Source organism: Novosphingobium sp. JCM 18896 (assembly GCF_025938095.1).
Taxonomy (GTDB): Bacteria; Pseudomonadota; Alphaproteobacteria; order Sphingomonadales; family Sphingomonadaceae; genus Novosphingobium.
In genome coordinates this window covers 359,297-385,080 of sequence record NZ_JAPCZF010000005.1, presented here as the reverse complement: position 1 = coordinate 385,080, position 25,784 = coordinate 359,297, and the positions used below count along the sequence as shown (strand labels likewise).

The 25,784-nt window shown below is 65.8% G+C and carries 24 protein-coding genes; 11 read left to right on the top strand and 13 right to left on the bottom strand.

The annotated features are described in order from the left end of the window. The first annotated feature begins 20 nt into the window (after positions 1-20). The gene (locus OLX23_RS19040) at positions 21-2,132 is read left to right on the top strand and encodes a sensor histidine kinase (RefSeq protein WP_264446627.1); all 2,112 of its coding nucleotides are present in this window, start codon (positions 21-23) and stop codon (positions 2,130-2,132) included. A gap of 108 nt (positions 2,133-2,240) precedes the next feature. Then, the gene (locus OLX23_RS19035; protein ID WP_264446626.1) at positions 2,241-4,175 is read left to right on the top strand and encodes a putative bifunctional diguanylate cyclase/phosphodiesterase; all 1,935 of its coding nucleotides are present in this window, start codon (positions 2,241-2,243) and stop codon (positions 4,173-4,175) included. Positions 4,176-4,227: 52 nt separating this feature from the next. Here the strand turns inward: OLX23_RS19035 and OLX23_RS19030 are convergent, their stop codons facing one another. Then, positions 4,228-4,602 carry a hypothetical protein gene (locus OLX23_RS19030; protein WP_264446624.1) on the bottom strand — a complete coding sequence of 125 codons (375 nt, stop codon included), beginning with the start codon at positions 4,600-4,602 and terminating at the stop codon, positions 4,228-4,230. A 233-nt stretch (positions 4,603-4,835) separates the two neighbouring features. Here OLX23_RS19030 and OLX23_RS19025 point away from each other — a divergent pair, with 233 nt between their 5' ends. Further along, entirely contained in the window at positions 4,836-6,914 is a 2,079-nt protein-coding gene (locus OLX23_RS19025; protein ID WP_264446622.1) for a tetratricopeptide repeat protein, read from the top strand. A gap of 10 nt (positions 6,915-6,924) precedes the next feature. Here OLX23_RS19025 and OLX23_RS19020 read toward each other — a convergent pair whose 3' ends face one another. Beyond that, on the bottom strand, positions 6,925-7,824 hold the full coding sequence (locus OLX23_RS19020) for a LysR family transcriptional regulator (RefSeq protein WP_264446620.1): 900 nt from the start codon (positions 7,822-7,824) through the stop codon (positions 6,925-6,927). Positions 7,825-7,900: 76 nt separating this feature from the next. Between OLX23_RS19020 and OLX23_RS19015 the strand changes: the two genes are divergently transcribed. Together OLX23_RS19015 and OLX23_RS19010 are read left to right on the top strand one after the other, a co-directional pair. Further along, complete coding sequence (locus tag OLX23_RS19015; RefSeq protein ID WP_264446619.1) at positions 7,901-8,509, top strand: pyridoxamine 5'-phosphate oxidase family protein; 609 nt, start codon at positions 7,901-7,903, stop codon at positions 8,507-8,509. Then, positions 8,506-8,916 (top strand): VOC family protein, encoded by a 411-nt coding sequence (locus tag OLX23_RS19010; protein WP_264446618.1) that lies wholly within the window; start codon positions 8,506-8,508, stop codon positions 8,914-8,916. The genes OLX23_RS19015 and OLX23_RS19010 overlap by 4 nt, the downstream gene beginning before the upstream one ends. Positions 8,917-8,919: 3 nt before the next feature. On the opposite strand, the gene OLX23_RS19005 is transcribed toward OLX23_RS19010, so the two are convergent. Continuing rightward, positions 8,920-9,312 (bottom strand): DUF4031 domain-containing protein, encoded by a 393-nt coding sequence (locus OLX23_RS19005; RefSeq protein WP_264446617.1) that lies wholly within the window; start codon positions 9,310-9,312, stop codon positions 8,920-8,922. Positions 9,313-9,414: 102 nt separating this feature from the next. Here OLX23_RS19005 and OLX23_RS19000 point away from each other — a divergent pair, with 102 nt between their 5' ends. Then, on the top strand, positions 9,415-10,014 hold the full coding sequence (locus tag OLX23_RS19000) for a hypothetical protein (RefSeq protein WP_264446616.1): 600 nt from the start codon (positions 9,415-9,417) through the stop codon (positions 10,012-10,014). 35 nt (positions 10,015-10,049) lie between these two features. Here OLX23_RS19000 and OLX23_RS18995 read toward each other — a convergent pair whose 3' ends face one another. The 7 genes from OLX23_RS18995 to OLX23_RS18965 form a co-directional block, all read right to left on the bottom strand. Beyond that, the gene (locus OLX23_RS18995) at positions 10,050-10,259 is read right to left on the bottom strand and encodes a hypothetical protein (protein WP_264446615.1); all 210 of its coding nucleotides are present in this window, start codon (positions 10,257-10,259) and stop codon (positions 10,050-10,052) included. A 351-nt stretch (positions 10,260-10,610) separates the two neighbouring features. Continuing rightward, the gene (locus tag OLX23_RS18990; RefSeq protein WP_264446614.1) at positions 10,611-12,017 is read right to left on the bottom strand and encodes an NAD(P)H-dependent flavin oxidoreductase; all 1,407 of its coding nucleotides are present in this window, start codon (positions 12,015-12,017) and stop codon (positions 10,611-10,613) included. A gap of 29 nt (positions 12,018-12,046) precedes the next feature. Beyond that, a complete protein-coding gene (locus tag OLX23_RS18985) occupies positions 12,047-12,796 on the bottom strand; it encodes a class I SAM-dependent methyltransferase (protein ID WP_413629920.1) in 750 nt (249 codons plus the stop codon). Further along, positions 12,793-13,920, bottom strand: a complete 1,128-nt coding sequence (gene prfB, locus OLX23_RS18980; protein ID WP_264446613.1) for a peptide chain release factor 2 — start codon at positions 13,918-13,920, stop codon at positions 12,793-12,795. The genes OLX23_RS18985 and prfB overlap by 4 nt, the downstream gene beginning before the upstream one ends. Before the next feature lie 69 nt (positions 13,921-13,989). Continuing rightward, positions 13,990-14,559 carry a peroxiredoxin gene (locus tag OLX23_RS18975; protein ID WP_264446612.1) on the bottom strand — a complete coding sequence of 190 codons (570 nt, stop codon included), beginning with the start codon at positions 14,557-14,559 and terminating at the stop codon, positions 13,990-13,992. A 52-nt stretch (positions 14,560-14,611) separates the two neighbouring features. Further along, the gene (locus OLX23_RS18970; RefSeq protein WP_264446611.1) at positions 14,612-14,899 is read right to left on the bottom strand and encodes a DUF1330 domain-containing protein; all 288 of its coding nucleotides are present in this window, start codon (positions 14,897-14,899) and stop codon (positions 14,612-14,614) included. Positions 14,900-14,962: 63 nt separating this feature from the next. Further along, a complete protein-coding gene (locus OLX23_RS18965; RefSeq protein ID WP_264446610.1) occupies positions 14,963-16,330 on the bottom strand; it encodes a hypothetical protein in 1,368 nt (455 codons plus the stop codon). Between the two features lie 213 nt (positions 16,331-16,543). Between OLX23_RS18965 and OLX23_RS18960 the strand changes: the two genes are divergently transcribed. From OLX23_RS18960 to OLX23_RS18950, 3 genes are read left to right on the top strand one after another with little or no spacing between them, the layout of a single operon-like run. After that, positions 16,544-17,194, top strand: a complete 651-nt coding sequence (locus tag OLX23_RS18960; protein WP_264446608.1) for a TetR/AcrR family transcriptional regulator — start codon at positions 16,544-16,546, stop codon at positions 17,192-17,194. 26 nt (positions 17,195-17,220) lie between these two features. Next, on the top strand, positions 17,221-18,114 hold the full coding sequence (locus tag OLX23_RS18955; RefSeq protein ID WP_264446607.1) for an SDR family NAD(P)-dependent oxidoreductase: 894 nt from the start codon (positions 17,221-17,223) through the stop codon (positions 18,112-18,114). Between the two features lie 32 nt (positions 18,115-18,146). Then, positions 18,147-19,019, top strand: coding sequence for an HpcH/HpaI aldolase/citrate lyase family protein (locus OLX23_RS18950; protein WP_264446606.1), 873 nt, complete (start codon positions 18,147-18,149; stop codon positions 19,017-19,019). Positions 19,020-19,098: 79 nt separating this feature from the next. On the opposite strand, the gene OLX23_RS18945 is transcribed toward OLX23_RS18950, so the two are convergent. Both OLX23_RS18945 and OLX23_RS18940 read right to left on the bottom strand, forming a co-directional pair. After that, positions 19,099-21,345 (bottom strand): TonB-dependent receptor, encoded by a 2,247-nt coding sequence (locus OLX23_RS18945; RefSeq protein ID WP_264446605.1) that lies wholly within the window; start codon positions 21,343-21,345, stop codon positions 19,099-19,101. A gap of 176 nt (positions 21,346-21,521) precedes the next feature. Next, complete coding sequence (locus OLX23_RS18940; protein WP_264446604.1) at positions 21,522-23,198, bottom strand: MFS transporter; 1,677 nt, start codon at positions 23,196-23,198, stop codon at positions 21,522-21,524. Between the two features lie 242 nt (positions 23,199-23,440). On the opposite strand from OLX23_RS18940, the gene OLX23_RS18935 reads away from it, so the two are divergent. Together OLX23_RS18935 and OLX23_RS18930 are read left to right on the top strand one after the other, a co-directional pair. Continuing rightward, positions 23,441-24,694 carry an acetyl-CoA C-acetyltransferase gene (locus tag OLX23_RS18935; protein WP_264446603.1) on the top strand — a complete coding sequence of 418 codons (1,254 nt, stop codon included), beginning with the start codon at positions 23,441-23,443 and terminating at the stop codon, positions 24,692-24,694. Positions 24,695-24,842: 148 nt separating this feature from the next. Further along, on the top strand, positions 24,843-25,262 hold the full coding sequence (locus OLX23_RS18930) for a MarR family winged helix-turn-helix transcriptional regulator (protein WP_264446602.1): 420 nt from the start codon (positions 24,843-24,845) through the stop codon (positions 25,260-25,262). A 123-nt stretch (positions 25,263-25,385) separates the two neighbouring features. On the opposite strand, the gene OLX23_RS18925 is transcribed toward OLX23_RS18930, so the two are convergent. Further along, on the bottom strand, positions 25,386-25,709 hold the full coding sequence (locus OLX23_RS18925; protein WP_264446601.1) for a hypothetical protein: 324 nt from the start codon (positions 25,707-25,709) through the stop codon (positions 25,386-25,388). Positions 25,710-25,784 lie beyond the last annotated feature (75 nt).

The window sequence follows — 25,784 nt, the reverse complement described above, 5'->3', positions numbered from 1 at the left end:
CAATCCCGCACGCATCTCCCGTGCACAAGCGTCCGATTTCGCGCATAGTGGCCGTGCGGATCCGCGGAACGCCGCACGACCAGGCCATCAGCTTGCCGTGCGCAGATTGCCGGGGCTCCGTTCGTGGGGGTTCCGTCATGACGACACGACCAGAAAGGCAGCCGCTGTCCTTCAGCCGTGCACTGCTCGTGAACATCATCGCGTTCTACGGGGCCCTGGCGCTCGGCTCGCTCGCGATCATGGCCTGGCAGGCGACCGAAAGCACCAATGAAGCGGCCGAGCGCGGAATCACCGAGATGCTCGATGGTTCGGCCAGCCGGATCGGCCGGCTCGTGCACGCCGCGGAGATGGCCGCAAGTTCGCTGGAACGCGTCGCGACCGACAGCCCGATCGACGGCAGCTCGCTGCGCCCTTCGCTGGACAAGCTGCTCGCCGCCTTCGAGCAGCACCCCGACCTCAGCTACATGGGGATCATCGTCCCCACGACCGGCGAATATGGCCTCATCGAGCGCAAGGCCAACGGCAAGATCGGGCTCGTAGTCTACCCGGACGCACGGCGGCGCGACGCTTTCGTGAGAACCTTCGCGCTCGCCGATAACGGTTTCGTTGCCGACCAGACCTATCCGAGCGAGGGCTACGACGCCCGCACGCGCCCGTTCTACCGCGCCGCCCTCGACGGCCCCGCCACGGGCGGCTGGATGCCGATCTATCCGTGGCGAAACTATGCCAAGCCTCAGCAACCGCTGTGGGGCTTCAGCTTCGTCAAGGCGCTGCGCGACGGCAATGGCGCCGTGCGCGGCGTGATCGATACGGACTTCGACATGCCCGCGCTCAACCGGCTCGTCCGGGCACTCGCGAGCGAGTATCACGGGCAGATCCAGATCCTGCAGCTCGGTCCCCAACCGCGCCTCATCGCCGGGCCCACGCTCATGGCCACGCCGCACACCGTACCGAGCGAGCTTCTTCCGCTGGCCGAACCGTCGGGCGCGCCGTTCGTTGGAAAGATGACGCTCGACGGCAGTCGGAAATGGGTCGCGACCCGGCAGATCCCGATCGCCGGCGACCAGCGATGGCTGGTGGTCGTTTCCCGGCCCGCGCAGTTCTTCGACACGATACTGCACGGTCAGTTGATCCAGGCGTTGCTGCTGGGCCTGGTCGCCGTGGTCGGCATCGGCCTGCTGTCGCTGCGCATCGGGCGCCGCTTCGGTCGCCCCCTTGCCGATCTCGAGGCCTACGTCGCCCGCGTCGGCCGAAGCGACCCGGCCCTGCAAGACAGCCGGATCCCCGCTTCCGCTCACGACTTCCAGGAGACCAGCCGCCTCGGATTGGCAATCGACCAGATGCTGGTGGAGCGGACCGAACTCCAACAGCGCCTCGCCCAACGTCAGCGGCTCGAGGCGCTCGGCCAGTTGACCGGCGGCATCGCGCACGATTTCAACAATCTCCTCACCGTCATCATCGGCAGCAGCGAGGATCTGGTCGAGGATCTGAAAGATCGCGACCACCTCGAACTCGCCGGTCTCATCCTCTCGACCAGCGAGCGCGCAGCCGAGCTCACCGGGCGAATGCTGTCCTTCGCACGCAAGCAGGCGCTGTCCCCCGGGGTCCTGGACGTCGACGGCCTGATCGACGGACTCCTGCCGCTGCTCCGTCGCTCGGTTCCAGCGGGGATCGAGATCGCGCACCGAACCGCGTCGCAGCCCAACACCGTATTCGTCGACCCGACACAGCTCGAAATGGCGCTGCTCAATCTCGTGATCAATGCGCGCGATGCCATGCCGAACGGCGGCTCCATCGCAATCGGCGCCGAACCTTTCACGGCGAGCGACAACCGTAAGCTGCATGCCGAGCTTCCGCCCGGTCGTTACGTGATGGTTTTCGTAGCCGACAATGGCGCCGGCATGGGTGAGGAAATCGCCAGGCAAGCCTTCGACCCGTTCTTCACCACCAAGGGCATTGGCAGCGGCACGGGCCTCGGCCTCAGCATGGTCTACGGCTTCGCCAGCCAGTCGGGCGGCCATGCCGAAATCGTCTCGCGGCCCGGAGAAGGCACGACCGTGAGACTCTACCTGCCGGCCGTGACGACCAAGCAGCCCGGCAGGGTCGAGGCTCCGGGACCGGCCGCCGATTGATGCGCGTCGTCACAAAGAGTGTCTTACCAGGAAGTTAGCGAGGATGGCGGCGAACTACACGCGCGCGCTACACCGATCAGCAAAGGTCGCCGGGCTAGACGGCGCCCTATGCGGGCGCTCTTTTCGCTAAAAGAACTCTATCGGGACGCGGTGCGAACCTCGGACTTCGAGATCGCGCAGGTCACCAATCTGCAACGCCAGATCGCCCCGCTCTATGCGCTGCTCTCGGTCAGCGCCGCTTCGCTGGCCTATACCCATCGCGATCTCGCGCCGACGAGCCTCACCATCGCCGTCCCGGCGGTGTTGATCGCCGCGTGCATGATCCGTTCGGTGCGCTGGCTCTTCGCCGCGCGCGAGCCGGCGCCGAGCCGGATCGAGGCTCGCGCCAAACTGCGCCGCACGATTTTCCTCGCCGCTTTCATCGCAGTCGCCTTTCTGGCCTGGGCCCTGGCACTCGATCAGTACGGCGGTCCAGATCAGCACGGCCACGTTTCGATGTTCATCGCGATGACCGTCGTCGCCTGTATATTCTGCCTCGGCTATCTGCCGATGGCCGCCATGCTCGTCTGCGGCATCGTCATCGGTGCCTTCCTCATCTACAGCTTCGCGCGCGGCAGCGAGGTCGGCATGGTGGTCGCGGTCAACATCGCACTCGTCACGCTCGTCATTCTCAAGGTGCTGCGCGATTCCTTCGCGGCCTTCCTGCGCCTCGAACTGTCGCAGCGCGACCTCGCGCACAAGCAGTCCGAAGCCGAGGTCCTGATCGAGACCAATGTCGCGCTCGCGCGCACCGATCCGCTGACCGGGTTGCCGAACCGGCGCTTCTTCCACGACGAACTCGAACGACGGCTGGCGACGGCGCAGAGCAGCTTCGCGGTCGCCCTCGTCGATCTCGACGGGTTCAAGCCGGTCAACGACACCTACGGCCATGCCCAAGGCGACAGCCTGCTCAAGGTCATTTCTGAACGGCTGCGCGACTTCGGCAGCGACTGCACGGTCGCCCGCCTTGGCGGTGACGAGTTCGGCATCCTGTTCAACGGCGACGCCGGTCAGGCGGCGAAGGCCGGCCAGCGACTGTGCGAGATCATCAAGCGCCCCGTGCCCCTGACCGGCGCGACCGTGGTGGTCGGCTGCTCGATCGGCATCGCCGGCTATCCGCAGGCAGCGCACAACGCGCAGGACCTGCTCGATCGCGCCGACTTCGCGCTGTATCACGCCAAGGACCATCGCCGCGGCGGCTGCGTAGTCTTCTCGAGCAAGCTCGACGGCATGATCCGCTCCGAACGCGCGGTCGAGAGTGCCTTCCAGATCGCCGACCTCGATCGCGAGCTGGCGGTGGCCTTCCAGCCGGTCTTCTCGACGCGGACACATCAGGTCGTCGCGGTCGAGGCGCTGGCGCGCTGGACCTCGCCCTCGATCGGCGTGGTCTCTCCCGAACGCCTGATCGCGACCTCCGAGCGGGCCGGCATGGCGCGGCGCACGACGCTCAAGCTGTTCGAGAAAGCCCTGGCGGGAGCGGCACGTCTGCCCGCCGAAATCCGCCTCAACTTCAACCTCTCTGCGGTCGATCTCGCCGACGAGACGACGATCGCGATGATCCTCGACGAGCTCACGCTGTCGCCCGTCGACGCCACGCGCCTCGTCTTCGAGATCACCGAAAACTCGCTGATCTCGGACATGACGACGACGCGTCGGTCGCTCGCGCGCCTGCGCGCGGTCGGCGCCAAGGTCGCGCTCGACGATTTCGGCACCGGCTTCTCCAGCCTCTCGTCGCTGCATGAATTGCCGCTCGATATCCTCAAGGTCGATCGCAGCTTCGCTGCGCAGCTCGCCGACGCCACGGGCCGCCGCCTGGTAAGCGCGATCCGCGGGCTTGCCGAGACGCTGTCGCTACGCTGCGTGCTGGAGGGAATCGAAACCGAGCAGCAGCTCGTCGACGCCACGGCGGCCGGCTTCGACTACGCGCAAGGCTACCTGCTCGCACGGCCGGGCAGCATCGAGGACGTGCTGGAGACCTTGAGGCAACTGCCCAAGGCCGCATGAGCCCGCGGCCCGGCCCCGCCTGGCGAGGCCGAACTCCGGGCGAAGCGGTTCACTAGTCGCAGGCCGAATAGTCGCCGGCACGACAGGCGTCGACCGCGCGGCGCCAAGCCGCCATCTGCCTTTCGTAACGGGCGCGCTCCTGCGCGTAATCGGCACGGTCGCGGTCATAGGCCCGCGAACGCGCGCTGTAATCCGCAGCCAGGCCATCGCGTTCCGACGCACGCCATTCGCGCCAGCCTTCGGCATAGCGGGCATCGCGCTCCTGCACCTGCGCGAGCTCGCGAAGATTGAGCTGCCGGATGATCTCGCGATCACGCGCCCTCGCGGCGGAGCTGCGCATGGCCGGGTCCTTGGGATCGTCCGCCAAGGCCACAGCCGGCATCAAAGCGACGAGCACCGGCGCACAGACCAACCAATTCCGTTTCATTGCATTTCCCCGCGGACCCGTACTGCCGGTATCCAGAAATGCGCTTGTCGCGCAAATCCTTTGCGATGAAGTTATCACGGCTCGCCGCAAGGCGATCATTCGCCGGCACGAACCGCAACCGGCGGGCGTTGCCCGAACTCCGCTCGACCGATAGCATGGCCCACATCCGGGGCGGCGGGGCCCTGTTCGCTATCCGCAATCGTCCATCCAAGCGACCCAGAACAAGGCTTTCCATGAGCACGTCGAAGGCATCTCAGAGCGAACTGGACGCCCTCGTCCAGCTCTATTCGCAGGCTCGGCTCGACGATGCGGTCACCCTGGCGGCGGAGCTCCTGCAAAAGTACCCGGACTGCGAGGTCACCCACAATATCGGCGGCGTCATCGTCGCCGCGGCCGGTTATCGCGACGAGGCCGTCACGCTCTATGACCGCGCGATCGCCCTGGCGCCCGACTACGTCGAGGCGTTCAACAATCGCGGCAACGTCCTGCGAGAACTGAAGCGCACGCGCGAGGCGGTGCTGAGCTTCGACGCGGCCATCGCGCTATGGCCCGACTACGTCGAGGCACGCATCAATCGCGCGATCGCCCTGCGGACCGAAAAGCGGTTCGAGGAAGCGCTGATCGAGATCGACGCGGCGCTGCGCCTGAATCCCAGCATCCCTCAGTCCTATACGACCAAGGGTAACATCCTGCAGGACCTGCACCGCTACGACGAGGCCGCGAGCGAACATCGCCGGGCCATCGCACTCGATGCGAAGTTCTTCGCCGCGCACAGCAATCTCGGCAGCACCCTGCTGCACCTGAAACGCCTGCCCGAGGCCATCGACAGCTTCGTGACCGCGCTCGGCCTGGCACCGTCGCATGCCCTGACCTACCGCAACCTCGGAACCGCGCTCAAGGGACTGCGCCGGTTCTCCGAAGCCTTGCCCTGTTTCGAGAAGGCCTTCGAACTGGATGCCAGCGACGACGTCGCTCTGGGCGAAGTCGTCTTTCTCCGCGCACAGATGTGCCTCTGGGTCGAGGACGATCTGCGACAGCAGCTGTTTCGCCGTCTCGAGCTGGACGGCAGCGTCTCGCCGTTTCACCTGGCCGCCCTCACCGACGACGCCGCGCTCCAGCTCAGGAATGCGCGGCAATGGGCCAGCCGGCATTTCCCGGCCCAGGAACCCGTTCCCTTCGGCACGGAAGCCGAGAAGTCGAAGATTCGCATCGGCTACTTCTCTTCGGACTTCCACAACCACGCGACGATGGCGCTGATGATCAAGATGCTCGAGCGGCACGACAGGGCGCGCTTCGAGATCCACGCCTTTTCCTACGGGCCGCAGAAGCAGGATCCCATGCGCGAACGCGTGATCGCGGCGGTGAACGGGTTCCACGACGTCAGCGGGATCAGCGACGACGAGGCGGCACAGCTGTCGCGCGACCTCGGCATCGATGTCGCCGTCGATCTCAAGGGCTATACCGAAGACGCCCGCACCGGCATTTTCGCCGCTTACCCGGCGCCCTGCCAGATCGACTACCTGGGTTATCCCGGCACGATGGGGGCACCTTACTTCGACTATATCATCGCCGACCCGACGGTCATCCCCGACGAGAGCCGGAAGCACTATTCGGAGAAGACCCTCTATCTTCCGCACAGCTATCAGGTGACCGACGACGAGCGCCCGATTGCACAACGCCAGTTCAGCCGGAGCGAACTCGGCCTTCCCGAGGCCGGCTTCGTGTTCTGCTGCTTCAACGGCAGCTTCAAGATTTCCCGACCCGAGTTCGACATCTGGATGCGGCTGCTCGCCCAGGTTGAGGGAAGCGTGCTCTGGCTGCTGGCCGACAATCCCTGGTCGATGGAGAACCTGCGCCGCGAAGCCGAAGCGCGCGGGATCTCACCCGACCGCCTGGTCTTCGCCGAGCGTATGCCGGTCAGCGAACATCTGGCCCGCCAGACCTGCGCGGACCTGTTCCTCGACACGTTCAACTACAACGCGCATACCACGACCAGCGATGCGCTGTGGGTCGGTCTGCCGGTGGTCACCAAGCTTGGCGAGAGCTTCGCTTCGCGCGTAGCCGGCAGCCTGCTCCGCGCTGTCGGGCTAGCCGACCTGGTGACGGACACGGCGCAATCCTATGAGGACCTGGCACTCGCGCTCGCCTCGGATCCGGCGCGGCTGCACGAGGTCAAGGAACGGCTCGCAGCGAACCGGACCGCGCAGCCCCTGTTCGACACCGAAGCCTTCACGCGCGCCTTCGAACAGTTGCTGGTCGATGCCGACAACGGCCACGCGCGAAGCACCTCACCGGATGCTAGCCCTGCCTGAAGAGCAGACATCAACGCCGTCCCCAGGCGCTGTGGCGCGCGCGTTCGCGCATCGCTTCGATGAAGCTTCGCACGGCCGGCATCGCGGCGCGCCCGCTCTCGTAGAGCAGGCTTACCGGCAAGGGCGCGGGCGCGTGTTCGGCGAGGACCTCGACCAGCCGCCCCGCCGCCACGGCCCGTTCCATCTGATAGCTTAGCAGGTTCGCCAGCCCCAGCCCCGCCTCCGCCGCGGCGATCGTCGCATCGACGGTGTTGACGGTCAGGCGAGGCGTGACGGAGACGCTCGTCTCACCCCGGGTTCCGAACGACCAGGCACCCGCGGCCCGCGGGCCGCTTCCGACGATGCAGCGGTGCGAGACAAGATCGGCGGGACTGACAGGCGTGCCCTGACCGGCCAGATATTCGGGACTGGCAACGACGATCTGGCGGACCGCACCGATCGTCACGACACGCAGCGCGCTGTCGGTTAGCGCGCCGATGCGGACCGCAACGTCGATCCCCTCCTCGACGATGCGGACATTACGGTCGAGCAGCATCATCCGCGCATTCAGATCCTCGTGCCGCGCGAGCAGCGCGTTGATCGCCGGCAGTACGTGCAGCCGACCGAACATCACGGGCGCCGTGACGTAGAGCTGCCCGCGCGGAGTCGAGCGACCGCCCATCACGATCTGCTCCGCCTCGCGCAGATCGATCAGGATCCGCCGCGCGCGATCGAGGAAGGCCGCACCTTCGTCGGTCAGGGAAACGGCACGCGTCGAACGCTGGAACAGGGTCACGCCCAGATGGCGCTCGAGCGCCGCCACGGCGCGCGTGATCGCCGGTGGCGAGGTTCCGAGCGCGCGCGCCGCCGCCGCGAAACCGCGCTGATCGGCCACCGTAACAAAGGCGGTCAGGGTTTCGAACCGATCCATTATTTCCCAAATTGCAATAGTGAGAGACGATCTTACGGTATTATAATAATCCATGCCCAGGAATAGGTCTCTGCGCATGGCACAGACCTTTCTTCATACGATGTTCGGCCCCGGCAGCCGCGGCTTGCAGGAGATCGCGGGTTCGCGCGCTTCCTACGCCCGCATGGAAGCCCAAGCCGGTGAAGCCGATATGCTGACCGCACGCGAGGACGAGTTCATCGCCGCGCGCGACAGCTTTTACATGGCGACGATCAGCGAGGACGGCTGGCCTTATGTCCAGCACCGCGGCGGGCCGGCGGGCTTTCTCAAGCGCCTCGGTGGCAACCGGATCGGTTTCGCCGACTATCGCGGCAATCGGCAATACCTGTCGACCGCCAACCTTGCCGCCGACGACCGCGTCGCGCTGTTCCTGATGGACTATCCCCACCAGCGCCGGCTCAAGCTGATCGGTCATGCGCGAAGCAGCGAGGACCCGGCCGACATCGACGCGGTCATGCCGCCCGACTACGCGGCCGAGCCCGAGCGCGCCTTCGTGATCGATGTGGTCGGGTTCGACTGGAACTGCCCGCAGCACATCACCCCGCGCTTCACCGAAGCCGAAATTCGGCAGGGCACCCAGCCGCTGCTCGACGAACTGGACCGCCTGCGTGCGCGGGTGGCCGAACTGGAAGGAGAGAACCGATGAGCGAGAAACTGACCCAAGGCGTGCACCACGTCGGCCTGACGGTCCCCGATCTGGACCAGGCGCGCGACTTCTTCTGCGGCCTGCTGGGCTTCGACGAGGTCGGCGGCGTGCCCGACTATCCGTCTATCTTCGTGTCCGACGGCGCGATGCTGCTGACCTTGTGGCGCGCCGCCGATCCGCTCTCGGCACGGGCCTTCGATCGGCGAGCGAACATCGGCCTGCATCATCTTTCGCTGGCCGTCACCGACGACGAAGCGCTCACGGCGACCTGGGACAAGGTCAGCAGCCACCCCGAAGTGGTGGTCGACGTACCGCCGGGACCGATCCGCGCCGGCTCGGCGACACGTCATTTCCTGGTCTTCATCCCCGGCGGCATCCGCATCGAATTCGCGACACCTTTCGCCTGACGCCTAGTCGGTATCCGACCAGTTCCAGGCTTGCGGGAAGCCCTGCTCGGCCAGCCAGTCCGGAACGTGCGCCGCGGGCGCGAAGTCCCGGTTCGGGCTGGCGAGCGAGCGGATCCGCAGCAGTTTTTCGGGCCTGCCCTGGATGATAGCGGCCATGGCAACGGTCTGATACTTGTCGCACTCGATCGCGCCGAACTCGACCGCGAGCGACCGCCGGACCTGGTCGATGTCGTAGTGCGGCCAGGACACCTGCATCGTCAGCGGATTCTGGAACCAGCGCCGCTGCACGCCGATCCGGTCGGCCATGACATGGAGTTCTTCCAAGTCCGGCGAGAACATGTGACACATGAGCCTTTCTCGCAGGGGATGTATGGCGGCATCTACATATACGCTCATGGTCTTCCCAAAGGGCCAGGACTTGCACGGTTGCACAAGCGGATTTTCATCGCATCACACCGAAACCGCCAGTCTCTTTCGCGGTTGCCGAGGCGCGGATCGATGAGTCCGGCCCACCCTGCACTGAGCGAGGCCATGGAACGCCTCGACGTGCCCGAGCTTATCGGTGCGACGATCGCCGAGCGACATAGTGAGCCGCACCGGCATTACCATACGCTGCGCCACATCGACCTGATGCTGCGCGAGCTCCCGGCGGACGATCCGTTTTCGCGTGAGATGGTCGCCGCGACGCTGTTCCACGACATCGTCTACGACCCGACCCGATCGGACAACGAAGACCAGTCGCTCGCGCTGTTCCTGTCGGTTGCCGATCAACTCGCACCGCTCGATACGGCGCTGGTCGCCGAGATGATCCTCGCGACCAAGAGCCATCACTTCCGCGGAGGGATTTCGACGCAAGACCTGGCGATCAACCGGCTGCTCAAGGCCGATCTAAGCATCCTCTGGCACCCGGATCCGCAAGTCTATGCGTGGTACGCGCAAGGCGTCCGCCAGGAATATGCCTTCGTTCCCGACGCACAATTCCATGAAGCCCGCACACGAATATTGACCACGCTGCGCGACGATCTGCTCGCGAGCGGCCAGTTGCCCGCAAACGAGACCGAAGCGTTGAAACGCAACGTCGCCTCGGAACTCGCCTGAACGACTTGCCCGAGGCGACCGGCATGTCTCGCCGGTCAGCCAGGTTCCTCGGCCGGCTTTCCCTTCTGCTTGCGGATCGTCACACTGTCCCAATCGTCTTCGCGGACGATGTTCGCCCCGAGGACCATGGGCAGATAAAGCGATCCGTCTTCGCAGATTTCGATCCCGGTCGTATCGAAACTCCGGGTTGCATCGGTGTCTTTGGCAAGGTCTGTAACGGTAACACGGTAAGCGCGACTGTTCATTTTTTCTCCGTGACCCAGGTGTCTCATAGGAGATTCCGTGGCCAATGAAAGGCGCATTTCCCGATTATGCGACGGGGCGAGTTGGTTAACACTTCGCCAAGCATGGCCGCGGGACGGCGCAACCGCGCGAATACATGCGGAGACAAGAGATAAAGGTTTGAATCCGCGATTTAGCGGACGAAGTTGACAAAGTTTACACGGCGCAAGGTGAAAGTGTCACCTTGCGCGCAGACGTCACCTGGCAGTCGCCAAGCCAGTGATGATGCCTCAGAATCCCGAACGACGATACCAAGACCGCACGCAGCCTGCCCCTTTCCTCTCGTGTAGGACAGGCTGTCGATATAGGCCCGATCAGTCGCCGGTCAGGATGCGATCGACGAGTTCCTTCACCGTGGGGGTGAAGTTGTTCGAATAGAACGGGTCCTGCTTGAACCGATAGGCAGCGTGCCCAGCGAAGGCGAGGTTCTCGTCCACCGGACCGCCATGGGCGATGTCCTGCAGCGTCTTCTGGATGCAGAAGCTGCGCGGATCCGCCAAACGCCCCGTGGTGTAGTCGTCGTGGTCCTTCCACGACGAGAAGCCGCAGTGCGACAGGCAGCCCATGCAGTCGGCCTGGTCCTGGCGGATCCAGTCGCGCTCGGCGGGATCGACGAAGATGATCGTGTCGTCGGGCGTGCGCAGGCCTTCGGTGAAGCCGGCATTGGCCCAGGTCCGTGCGCGCTCGAGATCCTTGGGCGCGACCCAGAAGTTCTTGCCCTTGACCCCGACGTCGAGCTTGACCGTGTGCTCGCCGGCCTCGACCTTCGAATAGGGCACCTGGCGCTCGCTGCGCGCCTCGAGGCCGCGCAGGAACGGGTTGCGCACGGCCGACGAATAGAAGCCCGTCGGCGAGAAGCGGTGGAGCAGCACGTCGCCCGGTTCGAGCGTGCGCAGCATGTCCTTCCAGCCCTGCGGGATCGGGCTCTCGTGCGTCAGCAGCGGACGCGTGCCGAACTGGAAGGCGATCGAGCCGAGCTCGGGATTGTCGATCCAGTGGTCCCACTCGCGCAGGAACCAGACGCCGCCGGCCATGATGATCGGCACGTCGTCCGACACGCCCTCGGCGCGCATCGTGTCGCGCAGCGCCTTGACGCGCGGGTACGGATCCTCGGGCTTGGTCGGGTCCTCGGCGTTCGACAGGCCATTGTGGCCGCCGGCGAGCCAGGGGTCTTCGTAGACCACCGCCGCCATCAGATCGGCGACCTTGTTGTAGGCGCGCTTCCACAGCGCGCGCCAGGCGCGCGCGGAGCTGACGATCGGCAGATAGTTGACGTTGAAGCGCTGGGCGATCTCGGACAGACGGTAGGGCATGCCCGCGCCGCAGGTTACGCCGGTGACCAGGCCCTTGGTCTTCTCGAGCACGCCTTCCAGCACCTGCTGCGCGCCGCCCATTTCCCACAGGACGTTGATGTTGATCGCGCCCTTGCCGCTGGCGATGTCGTAGGCCCGCTTGACCTGCTCGACCGCGCCGTCGATCGCGTACTGGATCAGTTCCTCGTGGCGCTCCTTGCGGGTCAGCGCACGATAGATCTGCGGAATGATCTTGCCCTCGGCGTCGTAGCTGTCGGCATTCACCGCGCTGACCGTGCCGATGCCGCCCGCCGCGGCCCAGGCGCCCGAGCTCATGTGGTTGGTGGCAGCCACGCCCTTGCCGCCCTCGATCAATGGCCAGACTTCACGTCCGCCGTAGAGTATCGGCTTCAGACCCTTGAAACTCATTGCGATCTTCTCTCTCTGTCGCGGTGCGGCTAGCGCGGTGCCGCAGGCTTGTCGGCTTGCCGGCAGGGCTTGATCGCTTCGGGCGCGGGCCGATCACCCACGGCCTCGAACTGCGCATAATAACCCTGCATTTCCGGCTTACGAATAAATTGGGTCAAACGAAAGCCCACTGCGCCGAATTCACAGAACAGCAGCGACGGCGGGATGCCATGCTGGTCGGTCGGGCGATCGGTATCGACGACGATCACGCGCGCGCCCGGGCGCAGCGCCGGACGCAACCGCCAGAGGAAGGCGTAAGGCTCGGTCACCTCGTGATACATGTGCACCATGAAGATGCGGTCGAAGCTGGCCTGCGGCAGCCGCGGATCGTCGATCGCGCCGGGCTTGATCGAGACGTTGTCGAAGCGCTCGCGCTCGACGCGCTCGCCCAGCCGGTGGAGCGCGGCGGCATCGATGTCCTGCGCGAGCACGCGGCCCTTCTTGCCCACGCGCATGGCGAGGCGCACCGTGTAGTAGCCCTCGCCCGCGCCGATGTCGGCGATAGTCATGCCTTCGCGGATGTCGGCCAGATCCATCACGGTCTGCGCTTCGTTGACGCTGTCGCGCTGGACCTCGGTCGAGAAGGCGGTCTGCCCCGCCTGCGACACCGGCCGATCGGGACGCGGGAAGGCACGCGCGGTCACTGGCCGGCCGGACTGGTCGTCCTGCTTAGCACCGCAGCCGGCCAACAGGGCCAGGCTCAGCAATGCAATCCCGACCGACCACGCGGCGCGTTTCAATCGACGTCCTCCACGGCCACCTTCTCGCCGGTCACGCGCTGCGACAGAGCAGCGGCCATGAACGGATCGAGCGCGCCGTCGAGCACGTCGTCGGGCGCGGTCGAGGTCACGCCGGTGCGCAGGTCCTTGACCAGCTGATAGGGCTGCAGGACGTAGGATCGGATCTGGTGGCCCCAGCCGATCTCGGTCTTGGCCTGGTACTCACCCAGGGTCTCGGCCTCACGCTTGGCCAGTTCGGCTTCGTACATGCGCGCCTTGAGCATACCCATCGCGGTCGCACGGTTCTTGTGCTGCGAACGGTCGTTCTGGCTGGCGACGATGATGCCCGTCGGAATGTGGGTGATGCGGACCGCGGAGTCCGTGGTGTTGACGTGCTGGCCGCCCGCGCCCGAAGCGCGGTAGGTATCGATCTTGAGATCGCTTTCCTTGATCTCGATCTCGATGTCGTCGTCGATCACCGGATAGACCCAGACCGAGCTGAAGCTCGTGTGGCGGCGCGCCGAGCTGTCGTAGGGGCTGATGCGGACCAGGCGGTGAACGCCGCTCTCGGTCTTGGCATAGCCATAGGCGTTCTCGCCCTTGATCAGCAGCGTCGCGCTCTTGATCCCGGCCTGTTCGCCCGCATGGTAGTCGACCAGCTCGACCTTGTAGCCATGGCGTTCGGCCCAACGCGTGTACATGCGCTGGAGCATCTGCGCCCAGTCCTGGCTCTCGGTGCCACCGGCGCCGGCATGGACTTCGAGATAGGTATCGCTGGCGTCGGCCTCGCCCGCGAGCAGCGCCTGGACCTTGTCGGCATCGGCCCGCTCGGCGAGTGCGGCCAGCGAGGCGAGCCCCTCGTTCACCGTATCGTCGTCGCCCTCGGCTTCGCCCAGTTCGACGAATTCGATCGCGTCGGTCTTTTCCTGGGCAATCGTCTTGACCGTGCCGATCGACGCATCGAGCCGGCGCCGCTCGCGCATGACCGCTTCGGCTTCCTTGGGATTGTCCCAGAGCTTGGGATCTTCGACGCGCGCGTTCAGCTCGTCCAGCCGCCGCAGCGCGCGATCCCAGTCGAGAGACTTGCGGACGAGCGCCAGTGCGGCGTCGATCCGATCGATATGAGCCTGCCCTTCGGCACGCATGGCACAGCACTCCAAAAACGAGGGCTCCGCTTAGCGGAGCGCCACGTTTTGTAAAGCGTGACGGCCTGCTTAGTGCCGGTGATTGAGTGCCTGGACCGCCTGCAAGGTCAAGCGAACGTGCTCGCGGTAGTCGAGGTCCGAATGGACGAAACTGACGCGTCCATTGGGGGCGATGACATAGGAAGTGCGCCCCGTCAGGTTGCTCGGCATGCGCGCCTGGGCCGCTGCCGGCAGGCCATCGCGCTTCATCGCCACGTCATAGGAGCGCACGATCGCCGGCGTCGCCGATGCGACCGCAAACTTGCTGCGGCATTCCTCGGTCGAGAAGCGCTGCAGGGTCGGAATGTCGTCGGTCGACAGGCCGACGATCGTCGCGTGCGCGGCACCGAACTGCTCGCTCGCCTCGGCAAAGGCGCGCGTCTCGAGCGTGCAGCCCTGGGTGAAGGCCTTGGGGAAGAAATAGAGCACCACCGGCCCGCGGCGCAGCGCCGCACGCAGGTTGAAGCTCTGCACCTTGCCCCCCATCGCGCTCTGCGCGGTGAAGTCTGGGGCCCGCGCGCCGACCGGCAGTTCGGCCTGGGCGGCAGCGGGAATGGCCATGGTGAGCAGGGCGGCGGCGGCGCGAGCGAGTTTGGTCATGACGCGATCTTGCGCCTGCTTGCCGCCGCCTGTCCAGCCCTTCCCGCGGTCGTCAGAGTCCTTCGACCAGGAAGCCGCGATAGGGCGCGGCCTTCTGCCGCAGCTTCGCGCGTTCGTTGTATTCGCCGTAGTACCAGTCGCGCGCTTCCTGCATCGACGGGAACTCGAGGATGACCATACCGTCGGCAGGCTCGCCCTCGACCGTCTCCAGCGCGCCGTAGACGACGCGCGGGTTCAGGCCGGGCACGGGCACGCCGGCATTGCCCGCCTTGTAGGCGGCCATCGCCTCGGGATCGACGATCTCGCCCTCGCGGATGAAGATGGCAAAGGCTGACGGCATGGCAATTCTCCCGAAATCTGGTTTCGGCGTCGTCTTACCGCCAATCGCCGAGCGAGCAAGCGATCAGGACAGGCCGCGCACGTAGGCGTCGACCGTGCCGGCACAGCCGATCTTGTCGTCGCCTTCGAGGTCCGAATAGCGATAGACGTTGTCGGCGATCGACGGCGAACGGTTGCCGCAGGCGCAGGGGCTGTAGTCGATCTCGATGTGATCGCCCGAAATCACCCCGCCCCAGCGGCCGTCCATCGACAGATCGAAGAAGGCGGCGCGGCCTTCGACCTTGCCCTGGAAATCCTTGTCGCCGACACCCGGCACTAGAGCGTCACCCTCCTTGTTCAGCGGCAGCGGCACGAGCCACGGCGGCACGTGGTAGCGGTGGCCTTCCTGGCAGCGCGGCATCGAGGTGCCGAGTTCCTGCATGCCGTACATCTGGTAGATGTACTCGGGCTGGAGATTGAAGGTCTCGTAGACGAATTCCCGGTAGTCGTCGGGCAGCTTGGCGCGCTTGAGCCCGCCGCCGAGATAGACGCCGTTCTGCGGATGGAAGTCCTTGGCGCTGTAGCCCTTGGCACGCACCGCCTCGGCAAACGGATAGAGCGCGCCCCACATGCCGGTGATGTAGAGCTTCTCGTTGCGCTTCGAGATGATGTCGTCGACCGCGCGCAGCTGCGCATCGTCGAGGCCCTTCTGGCGGCTCTCGGTCTCGGCCTCGTATTCCTGGATCTCGCCGGGCTTGGCCGTGCCGTCGGCAATCGCCTTGCGCAATGTGATCATCTTGGTCAGCGAACCGACGGTGACCGGCGGCAGGCCCGACTGGAAGCGCGGCGCGTCGGGATCGACGAAAGCGCCCATCATCGCCATGCCCATCGCCGCGTTCTTGTGCGTGTAGGCGACCGCGCCCGCCGCACCCGCCGAGGTGCGCATGTCGCCCGCGCGGATCTTCGAACCCCACTGGACCGCGCTGATGCCGTCCTGGCTGGTAAAATCGAGGTCCTTCTTCGAGGCCACGAGCATCGCCGACTTGCCCGTGGTGCCGCTCGAGCAGGCGACGAACAGACCGGCCTTGGCGCAAGCCTCGACCCAGTCGTCGATCTCCTTGACCTCGGACAGGTCGACCCCGTCGGTCGGATAGGCCGAGACCGTGCCCAGCCACTTGGTCAGGCGGTCCCACTTCTTCTCGGTGAGGAAGCTTTCGGGATAGGACTTGTAGGCCGTATGCGGCAGCAGCAGCGGCACGACGTCCTCGAGACTGGCAATCTCGGTGATGTCGGCATCCTGCGCACGCAGCTTGACCAGCTTGATGCGGCCGACCTGCTCCTGGAAACGCTCGTTCAGCGCGGCGACCTGGGTCTCGCGAATATCGGCGGGAGGAATGTCGAAGCCCGAGGCATCGGGCATATGCTTGAGCAGGCTTTCGGCGGCTTCGCCCATGGATCTCTCTCCGACTCGATTAATGGATACTTATGCGTGTCATTATCGCTCCAATCCGATCCGAGGCAAGCCCCTTCTGCACACCGCGCGACTTGCACGACCCCGCTGCGGCCCTATTGATCTTGCCTTTGCGCGGATCGCCCATAGAATGATAACTCAAGCGTGTCATTTATTCGCGATTCGCCGGGGACCTTGGAAGGCCAGTGACGAACCATGAATGAAGTTTCGCCGATCAGCCGCCCCCGCGCGGGCCGCCCCACGCGCGAACAGGCCGAGGCGCGGCACGAGGAACTGCTCGATCACGCGCTCGACCATTTCCTCGACAAGGGCTTCGAGCAGGCGACGATCGAGGCGATCGCCGCCGACGTCGGCATGACCAAGCGCACGGTCTATGCGCGCTATCCCGACAAGGCCTCGCTGTTCCGCGCCGCGGTGAACCGCGCGATCGCGCGCTATGCGATCTCCGAGGATCGCATCCACGAGACCGAGGTTCCGGGCGATCTCGCCCAGACGCTGACCAACATCGCCATGCTGCGCATCGACCTGGTCTCGTCGCCGCAGGGCCTGAAACTGCAGCGGATCATCCAGACCGAGAGCTACCGCTTTCCAGAGATCTTCACCGACACCTACGAGATCGGCGCCTTCCCGACGATCAAGTTCCTGGCCAAGCTGCTCCGGCGCGAGACCGAGGCGGGCAACCTGGCGATCGAGGACACCTTCGCCGCCGCCAACGCCTTCGTCTCGATGGTCGTCACGGGCCCGGTCAAGCTGATCCTGGCCGCCATCCCCCTGCCCCGCGAAGAGCTCGACCAGCGGGTCGCCTTCGGCGTCAACCTGTTCCTGAACGGCGCGCGTCCGCGCTGACCCAAAAATCCACGGAGAGGATCACCATGAACCAGCCCAGCGCCCAAGCCGCGCCTCAGCGCGTCGTCGTCATCACCGGTGCCAGCTCGGGCATCGGGCTGGAGACCGCCAAGGCCTTCGCCGCCCTGGGCTGGCACGTCATCGGCCAGGGTCGCGACGCCGAGCGCAGCGCCAAGGCCGCGGCGGCCATAAAGGCGGCTGCGGCCCAGGGCTGCAAGGTCCACTTCCTGCGCGCCAACCTGTCGCTGATGGCCGAGACCAAGCAACTCGCCGACGAGATCAAGGGTCTGACCGATCGCATCGACGTGCTGATCAACAATGCCGGCGGCGTCCGCGACCAGCGCTACGTGACCAGCGAGGGCACCGAAGAAACCTTCTCAGCCAATCACTTGGCGCCGTTTCTTCTGACTCGCGAGCTCATGCCGGTGCTCGAGACGGCGGCGGCTGAGAGCGAACCCGGCGCGGTGCGGGTGCTGGCCGTATCGTCGATGGCCTATCTGCAGCCGCAGCACGGGCTCAACTGGGTCGATCTGCAGCGGCTCGAAGGCGAGTTCCCGGCCGGCGCCGCCTATTGCGAGGTCAAGCTGGCCAACCAGCTGTTCAACGTCGAGCTCGCCCGCCGCGTCGCGGGCAAGGGCATCGTGTCGCAGGCGCTGGTCCCCGGCCCGGTCGCGACGAACTTCTTCAAGCATGGCGACGAGACCATGCAAGCCTATGAAAAGACGGCCCAAACACTGACACCGCAGGAAGTGGCCGAAACGCTGGTCTGGATGGCGACCGCGCCCGAGACGGGCAAGGACGGCGGGCGCATGTTCTACCAGATGGCGGAGCACACCGTCCAACCGCACGGCAAGGACCCCGTAGCCGCCGAAAGGCTTTGGAACGAAAGCGAAATCCTGCTCGCGAGCATGGGATACTGACAGCTCATCAACAAGCCGCTATCCGGCCCCATATGAGCACCCAGATCGATCGCCCGCGCCGCAGCGCGCTGTACCTGCCCGCCACGAACGCCAAGGCGCTCGCCAAGGCGCGCACCCTGCCCGCCGACGTGGTCATTCTCGACCTCGAAGACGCAGTCGCGCCCGATCACAAGGAAGCGGCACGCGCCGCCGCGCTGGCTGCGGTCGCCGAGGGCGGCTTCGGCCGGCGCGAGCTGGTGATCCGCGCCAATGGGCTCGATACCCCCTGGGGCGCCGACGACCTCGCGGCGATCGCGCAGTCGGGCGCCGATGCCGTGCTGGTGCCCAAGGTGTCCTCGCCCGCCGACATCGACGCGTGCCAGATCGCGCTTTCGGCGGCGCCGGCCAGCCTCCAGCTCTGGGCGATGGTCGAAACCTGCGCCTGCCTGCCCCAACTCGACGCGATCGCCGCCAAGGCGCGCAGCACCCGGCTCTCGCTGTTCGTCATGGGCACCAACGATCTGGCCAAGGAAATGCGCGCCAAGCTCACCCCCGAGCGCACGCCGTTCCTGCCCTTCCTGTCGCTGGCCGTCGCCGCGGCGCGCGCGCATGGCGTCGCCATCCTCGACGGCGTCTGCAACGAATTCCGCGACATCGACCTGTTCCGCGCCGAGGCCGAACAGGGCCTGCTCTACGGCTTCGACGGCAAGAGCCTGATCCACCCCAACCAGATCGATCCTTGCAACGCCGTGTTCTCGCCGAGCGAGGACGAACTCGCCTGGGCCCGCGCGGTCATCGCCGGCTTCGCCCTGCCCGAGAACCTGGGCAAGGGCGCGATCCAGGTCGAGGGCAAGATGGCCGAACTGCTCCACCTCGAGCAGGCGCAGCGCCTGGTGGCGGTCGCGGAGCAGATCGCCGCGGGCTAAGCCCACTTCCCGGACCGGCAACAAAAAACCTCCCCGGAGCGGTCTCCGGGGAGGTTTTTGTTTGGCTTGTCGCGTCAGATCAGAACTTGAGGCCGACCTCGACGCCGTAGGTCGTCGGCGAGGACCAGTTCGCGCCCAGGCCGATCGTGTTGTACTGGACCGCGGTCAGGTAGCGGTTGTTGGTCAGGTTGTCGCCCCAGACCGCGACGGTGAAGGTGTCGCTGGGATCGGTCCACTGCGCGCGGGCCGAAGCGACCTCGTAGGCCTTCTGCGGGAACTGCACGCCCGAGGGGCCGAAGTTGACCTTCGAGGTGTAGTAGAGGTTGCCCGACAGGACGAACTCGCCGCCGCCGATCTCGGTCTTGTAGCGCGCACCGATATTGCCGGTGAACTCGGGCACGCGCTGCATCGAGACGTCGTCGAGCGGGGTCAGCTGAACGCCGAACAGGCCGGGCGTGCAGCGCAGGGTCGCCGAATTGGCGGCGGTGCAAGGCACGTAGACCGGCGCGATGCCGAAGTCCTTGTAGCGCGCGTGTGTCCACGAACCGCCGGCGCTGATCTGGAAGCCGTCGAACAGCTCGTAACGGATCGAGCCGTCGAGACCGTAGATCTTCGACTGCGCGGCGTTGATGATGTTCGCCTGGCTGGCGAGGAACAGCGAGACCTGCAGGTTCTTGTAGTCGTAGTAGAACGCCGAGAAATCGAGGCTCAGCTTGCGATCGTCGTACTTGAAGCCGACCTCGTAGGCGTTGATCGTCTCGGGCTTGACGTCGTTGCAAGTGCGGCCCGCGCCGGTCGGGTTGGTCGGCGTCGGGATGTTCGTGAGGTTCTGGCAGGTACCGCCCACGTCGAGCAGCGCCGCCTTGTAGCCGCGCGTGAACGAGGCATAGATGCTCGATTCCTCGCTGGGCTTGTAACGCACGACGACACGCGGGGTAACGCGATCGCTGCTGATGTTCGGCACGTAGGTGCGCGGCGCGCCGGCGTTGAAGTAGGCGTTGGTCACCGCGTCGTGGGCATAGCGCACGCCGGCCGTGACGAAGAGCTGCGGCGACAGCTCGTAGGTCGCGTCGATGAAGGCCGCATAGCTCTTCGTCGTCGTGCTCGAACCGCCCGAACGCGTCGCACCGATCGGATCGCGCGAGGAGACCGTGGTGTCGACATAGGTGAAATAGGTGTCGCGGTTGCTGAAGTAGAACAGGCCACCGGTCCACTGCAGCGCCGAACCCGGCTTCGAGTTCAGCAACAGTTCCTGGCTCCAGGTGTCGTTCTTCACCGGCAGGCCGAGCTGGAAGATCGGCGCCGCCGTATTGTCGAGGTTCTGCGACGCGTCGACGTTCTCACCGCGATACTGCGAGTACGAGGTTAGGTCGGCGAAACCGAGGTCGGCCTTGAAGGTCGCCTGGACCATGTCGTTCTTCGAACGGAAGAAGGTCGGCCGATCGAGCGCGACTTGGTCGGGATCGGTCGTGTAGAGGATGCCGCGCGTGATGTCGGGCACGAAGCCCGGCTTCATCTCGCCGAAGACCGGATCGACATAGGTGTTCGACATCAGCGAGGTGGGATCGTTGACGTCGCCGTGCTGGTAACGGACGACCAGCGAGGCCGGACCGAAATCGAGCTTCAGGCCCGCGCGGACGTTCCAGGACTCGAACTTGCCGACCTTGTCGTTGTTGCCGATGATGTTGGTGACGAAGCCGTCGCCGCGGCGGTACGAACCCTCGATGTCGACGGCAACGCCCTCGGCGATCGCGGTCGTGGCATAGCCCTGCAGACGCAGTTCGTTGAAGCGGCCGTAGGAAGCCTTGAACTGGCCGCCCGTGTCCTCGCTCGGATCGGCGGTCTGGATCAGGATCGCGCCGCCCGTGGTGTTGCGGCCGAACAGCGTGCCCTGCGGCCCCTTGAGCACCTGAACGCTCTGGACGTTGAGCAGCTGCATGTCGGCTGCGAGCGGGTTCGGCGAATAGAAACCGTCGACGTAGATACCGACGTTGGCGCCGCCGCCCGAGGTCGTGATCGAGGTGCCGATGCCGCGGATCGTCGGCTGCGAGAACGCGCCGGTGGTGTCGAAGCGCAGCGACGGCGTGACGCGCGAGATGTCCGAGAGATCCTGGACGTTGGCGGTCGCCAGCGTTTCCTGGCCCAGCGCCGTGACGCTGATCGGCACGTCGACCGAACGCTCCTGGCGACGCTGCGCGGTCACGACGATTTCGGACGAGACGCTGGCGTCATCGCTGTCGGCCTGGGCGAAAGCCGGCGCGCTGAGCGCAACCAGGCCGATCAGGCCGAAAACGGACGTGGTGCTGCGGATGATATGACGGCGCATGGCTTCCTCCCTCGCGTGGTTCTATCGTTCTGTACGGTCGCACAGGTTTGGCCGCGAGCTATCGTATACGTCGACGAACTGTCCAGCTTACGATACGGAGGAGGACGATTTTACCACGCCCTGTGCCCGGAAGGCCACTATCGGTGTAAGAAACCGATAATGGCGCAGTTCGACACTCAGGGCCCAATAAAGGTGACGGTGCTGCCGCGGTACGGATCGGGCGAATCCGCCTTCCAGCGCACCGAACCGAACGGCCGCTCAAGCCGGCGGCGTACGCGGTGACCGTGGCCCGTGCGGTTGTAGCTGTCGGCCAGTTCCTGCAGCTCGAACTCGGTTTGTGTATACCGATCGCGCATGCGCAGATAGTCGCCCCAGGTCGGGCAGTGATAGCGTTCGACCCAGACCGCGGGATTGGCAATGTCGCGCGAGATCGACCAGTCGAAGGCGCCAATGCGGTTCCGCGCGCGCTGCAGCCGGACCATGACGTCGTAGAACTCGCGCGCCTGATCGGGATCGACGTCGTATTCGACCTCGACCACGACGGGGCCCGAACGCATCGTCAGACCCAGCGCGACCTCGGGCTCGTAACCGATGTCGACCGAGGAGGTATCGACCTCTTCGTCGCTGGCGAGCGGGAACAGACGACCGAGCAGCGCGGTCGCGGCGACGGCGCCGCCCGAGGCCATGAAGGCGATCGAGACGCTCCAATGCGAAGCGGCCACACCCCAGGCCCAGGCACCGATGCCGATGCCCGCAGTGATCGCCGAGGTGTAGAGCGACAGCGCGCGCGCGGTCACCCAGCGCGGCGCCGACATCTGCACGCTGACGTTGATCAGCGCGACGGTCAGGATGTTGCAGGCACCGATCACGAAGAAGGCCGCGCAGGTGAGGATCAGCGAATGACTGAAGCCGATGCCGACCAGCGAGGCGCCGGTGCCCAGGGCAAAGATCCGCACGGCGTTCTCGCTGCCGATACGCTCGCGGATGTCGCTGACGAAGAGCGCGCCGACCACCGCGCCGACGCCGGTCGCGCCGAGCAGGATGCCGAATGTCGAGGCATCGCCGTTCGGCATTTCCTTGGCAACGAGCGGCGCCAGCGCCGAAGCCGTCGCGCTGGCGAGGCCGAAGGCAAAGGCGCGGACCAGCGCCGTGCGCACCGGCGGCGCGTGCAGCGCGTAGCGCGCACCCGAGATGATCGCGCGATCGATCCGTTCGGGCGGCAGCCGCGACGGGCTATGCTGGCGCGTCCAGAAGAAGAAGGCCACCCACAGCGGGATGTAGAAGGCCGCATTGATGCCGAAGGCGGCCTGCGCACCGAACAGCAGCACGACGAGGCCGCCGAGCGCCGGGCCGAAGCTGCGCGCGATGTTGTAGCTGATCGTGCCGAGGGCGATGGCCGCGGGGAGGTTCTGCGGGCTGACCTGTTCGCCGATCGAGGCCTGCCAGGACGGGCTGTACAGCGCGACGCCGCCGCCGATCAGCACGCAGAAGCCGAGCAGAACCCAGGGCGTGGTCAGCCCCAGCACGGCCAGGGTGGTCAGCACGGCGGCGCTCAGCGCCGAGAAGCCCAGGCCGACGAGCGCGATCTTGCGCCGGTCGAACATGTCGGCGACCGCGCCGGCGGGCAGCGCCACCAGCATCAGCGGCACCATCATCGCGGTCTGCACCAGCGCGACCATGCTCGGCGAATTGTTGCTGAGCCGGGTCATCTCCCAGGCTGCACCGACACCGAGGATGAGTTGGCCGAAATTCGAGAACAGGCTGGCGGTCCAGATCGTGCGGAACGTCTTCTCGCGCAGCGGGGCGAAGGCACCGGTGCGCGCATCGCTCTGCGTATCAGCGCTGGTTGCCATCAATTCCCCTCCATTGAGAACCTGTAGTTGTCGCCCGGCGCCGTCGCGTCAAGGCCCCCTTCCCGGCCAAAATGCATGGAACGCCCGCTGGCTCCATCGACACGCCCTGCAGAGCTTGAACCGCGACGCATCGCACGCACATTGGATGGGAACCGCAATCGCGTGGGCGATGCCATACGGATTGCAAAAGCCCGGCCGGCCAAGCATGGAACGGGCAAGCAAGAAATACGAGGAGAAGACCCGTGGCCGACGCCTATATCATCGACGCCGTCCGTACCTTCCGCAGCATCGGCAAGATGGGCAAAGGCGCCCTCTCCACCATGCATCCCGAACACCTTTCGGCCACCGTCCTGACCGCACTCAAGGACCGCAACAACCTGAACACCGCCGACGTCGACGACGTGATCTGGGGCGTGTCGGGCGCGATCGGCCTGCAGGGCGGCGACATCGGCCGCAACGCCGCGCTCGACGCCGGCTATGACGTCAAGGCCGGCGGCGTGACGATGAACCGCTTCTGCGGCTCGTCGATCACCACGACCAACTTCGCCGCGGCGATGATCATGTCGGGCATGCACGACCTCGTGATCGCCGGCGGCATGGATATGCTGTCCTACGTCAACTACTACGGCATGAAGATGCGCGAAGCCGGCCTCGGCGGCGGCGGCATGGGCACGGGCAACCCGCGCCTCCAGGCCAAGCACCCGCAGTCGAACCAGGGCGTCTGCGCCGACGCGATCGCCGCGATCGAGGGCATCACCCGCGAAGAGCTCGAAGAGATGGGCGTCGAGAGCCAGCGCCGCGCCGCGGTCGCGCTCAAGGAAGGCCGCTTCGACAAGTCGACGATCGTCGTGAAGGACGACGAGGGCAACGTCATCCTCGACCACGAGGAATATCCGCGCCCCGAGACGACCAAGGAGGGCCTCGCCCAGCTCAAGCCCGCCTTCGAGATGTTCCTGAACATGCCCTCGCAGGAGGGCGGCAAGACCTATGGCGAACTGATCCAGCAGAAGTATCCCGACGTCGACATCAAGCCGATCCACCACGTCGGCATCTCGTCGGGCGTGGTCGACGGCGCCGCCGCGATCCTGCTCGCCTCGAAGGACTATGCCGACAAGCACGGCCTCAAGCCGCGCGCGCGCATCGTCGCCATGGCCGAGATCGGTGACGATCCGACCCTGATGCTCAACGCCCCCGTCCCCGCCGCGCAGAAGGTGCTGGCCAAGGCCGGCCTGACCAAGGACGACATCGACGTCTGGGAAGTCAACGAAGCCTTCGCCGTCGTCGTCGAGAAGTTCATCCGCGACCTCGACCTCGACCGCGCCAAGGTGAACCCCAACGGCGGCTCGATCGCGCTCGGCCACCCGATCGCCGGCACCGGCGCGATCCTGATCGGCACGGCGCTCGACGAACTCGAGCGCACGGGCGGCCGCTACGGCCTGATCACCATGTGCGCCGCCGGCGGCATGGCCCCCGCGATCATCATCGAACGGGTTTGAAGCGAACGCTTGATACACACTGTATCACATCGCGCGATTCCTGATTAATCCGTGCATTTCCGCGCCGATCCGGGTAGTTTCCCCCGGATCGGCGCGGCGCTAACTGCGGGGAAAGACAATAGAGGCCACGATAGATAACGATCACGAGATGCGGCGCGCCATCGGCCTTCGCTTCACCGTGCTCGCTCGCCTGCTCCGCAACAACTTCGACCGCCAGGTCGTCGGCCTGCACGTCACGCGCTCGCAATGGGCCATGATCGCCGTGGTCTCGCGCCATCCCGGCGCAACCCAGCGCGTGATCGCCGAAGCGCTCGAAATGTCCGAAGCCTCTGCCGGCCGCCTGATCGATCGCCTCTGCGCCGATGGCCTGCTCGAACGCCGCGAGCGCGACGACGACCGCCGCGCGCGCGCGGTCTATCTGACCGACCTCGCCGGCCCGCTGCTCGACAAGCTGGCGACGATCGCCCGCGAGGCCGAAGAGCGCATGTTCCGTGGCATGGAAACCGAAGAGCTCGAGCGACTCCAGAGCTCGCTCGACAAGCTCTACGCCAACGTCCTCAAGGGCTGAACACGCCAAACACAAGGAAACCGCCTGCGCGTCGGCAGCAGGGCGGCTTTTTCTTTCGCATTGCACACAAACAAAAAGGGCGGCGCATGGCGCCGCCCTTTCCGTATCAGTTGCGTCGGGCGCTTACTTGGCGCGGCCGAGCTCGATCTTGGTGAGCGAGGTGGTGACCTTGCCGTTGACGTCCGAGAGCGTCGAGGCGGGGACGGTGACCAGCTTGCCATTCAGGATGATCTGCGGGTTGCCGTCGGCGGTGACGCGGTAGATCGCGGCGACGCGCTGGCCGTTGCTCGAGTAGAGCATCTTGCCGGCGTTGACGGCAACGGCGCCAGCAGCGGCGTCGGTGGCGGCGCGAACCGACTGCGACGACTCAGCGGCGAACACGGCGGCCGGAGCAGCGAGGATGGCGAGAGCGGCAGCAGCGGCGGCGGGGATTGCGAACTTGGTCATGAGAAATCTCCGAATGAAACGAGTTGGGGGAGGATCAACTTCTGAACGCTAACCTAGTTTAGTATAAGCTTTGTG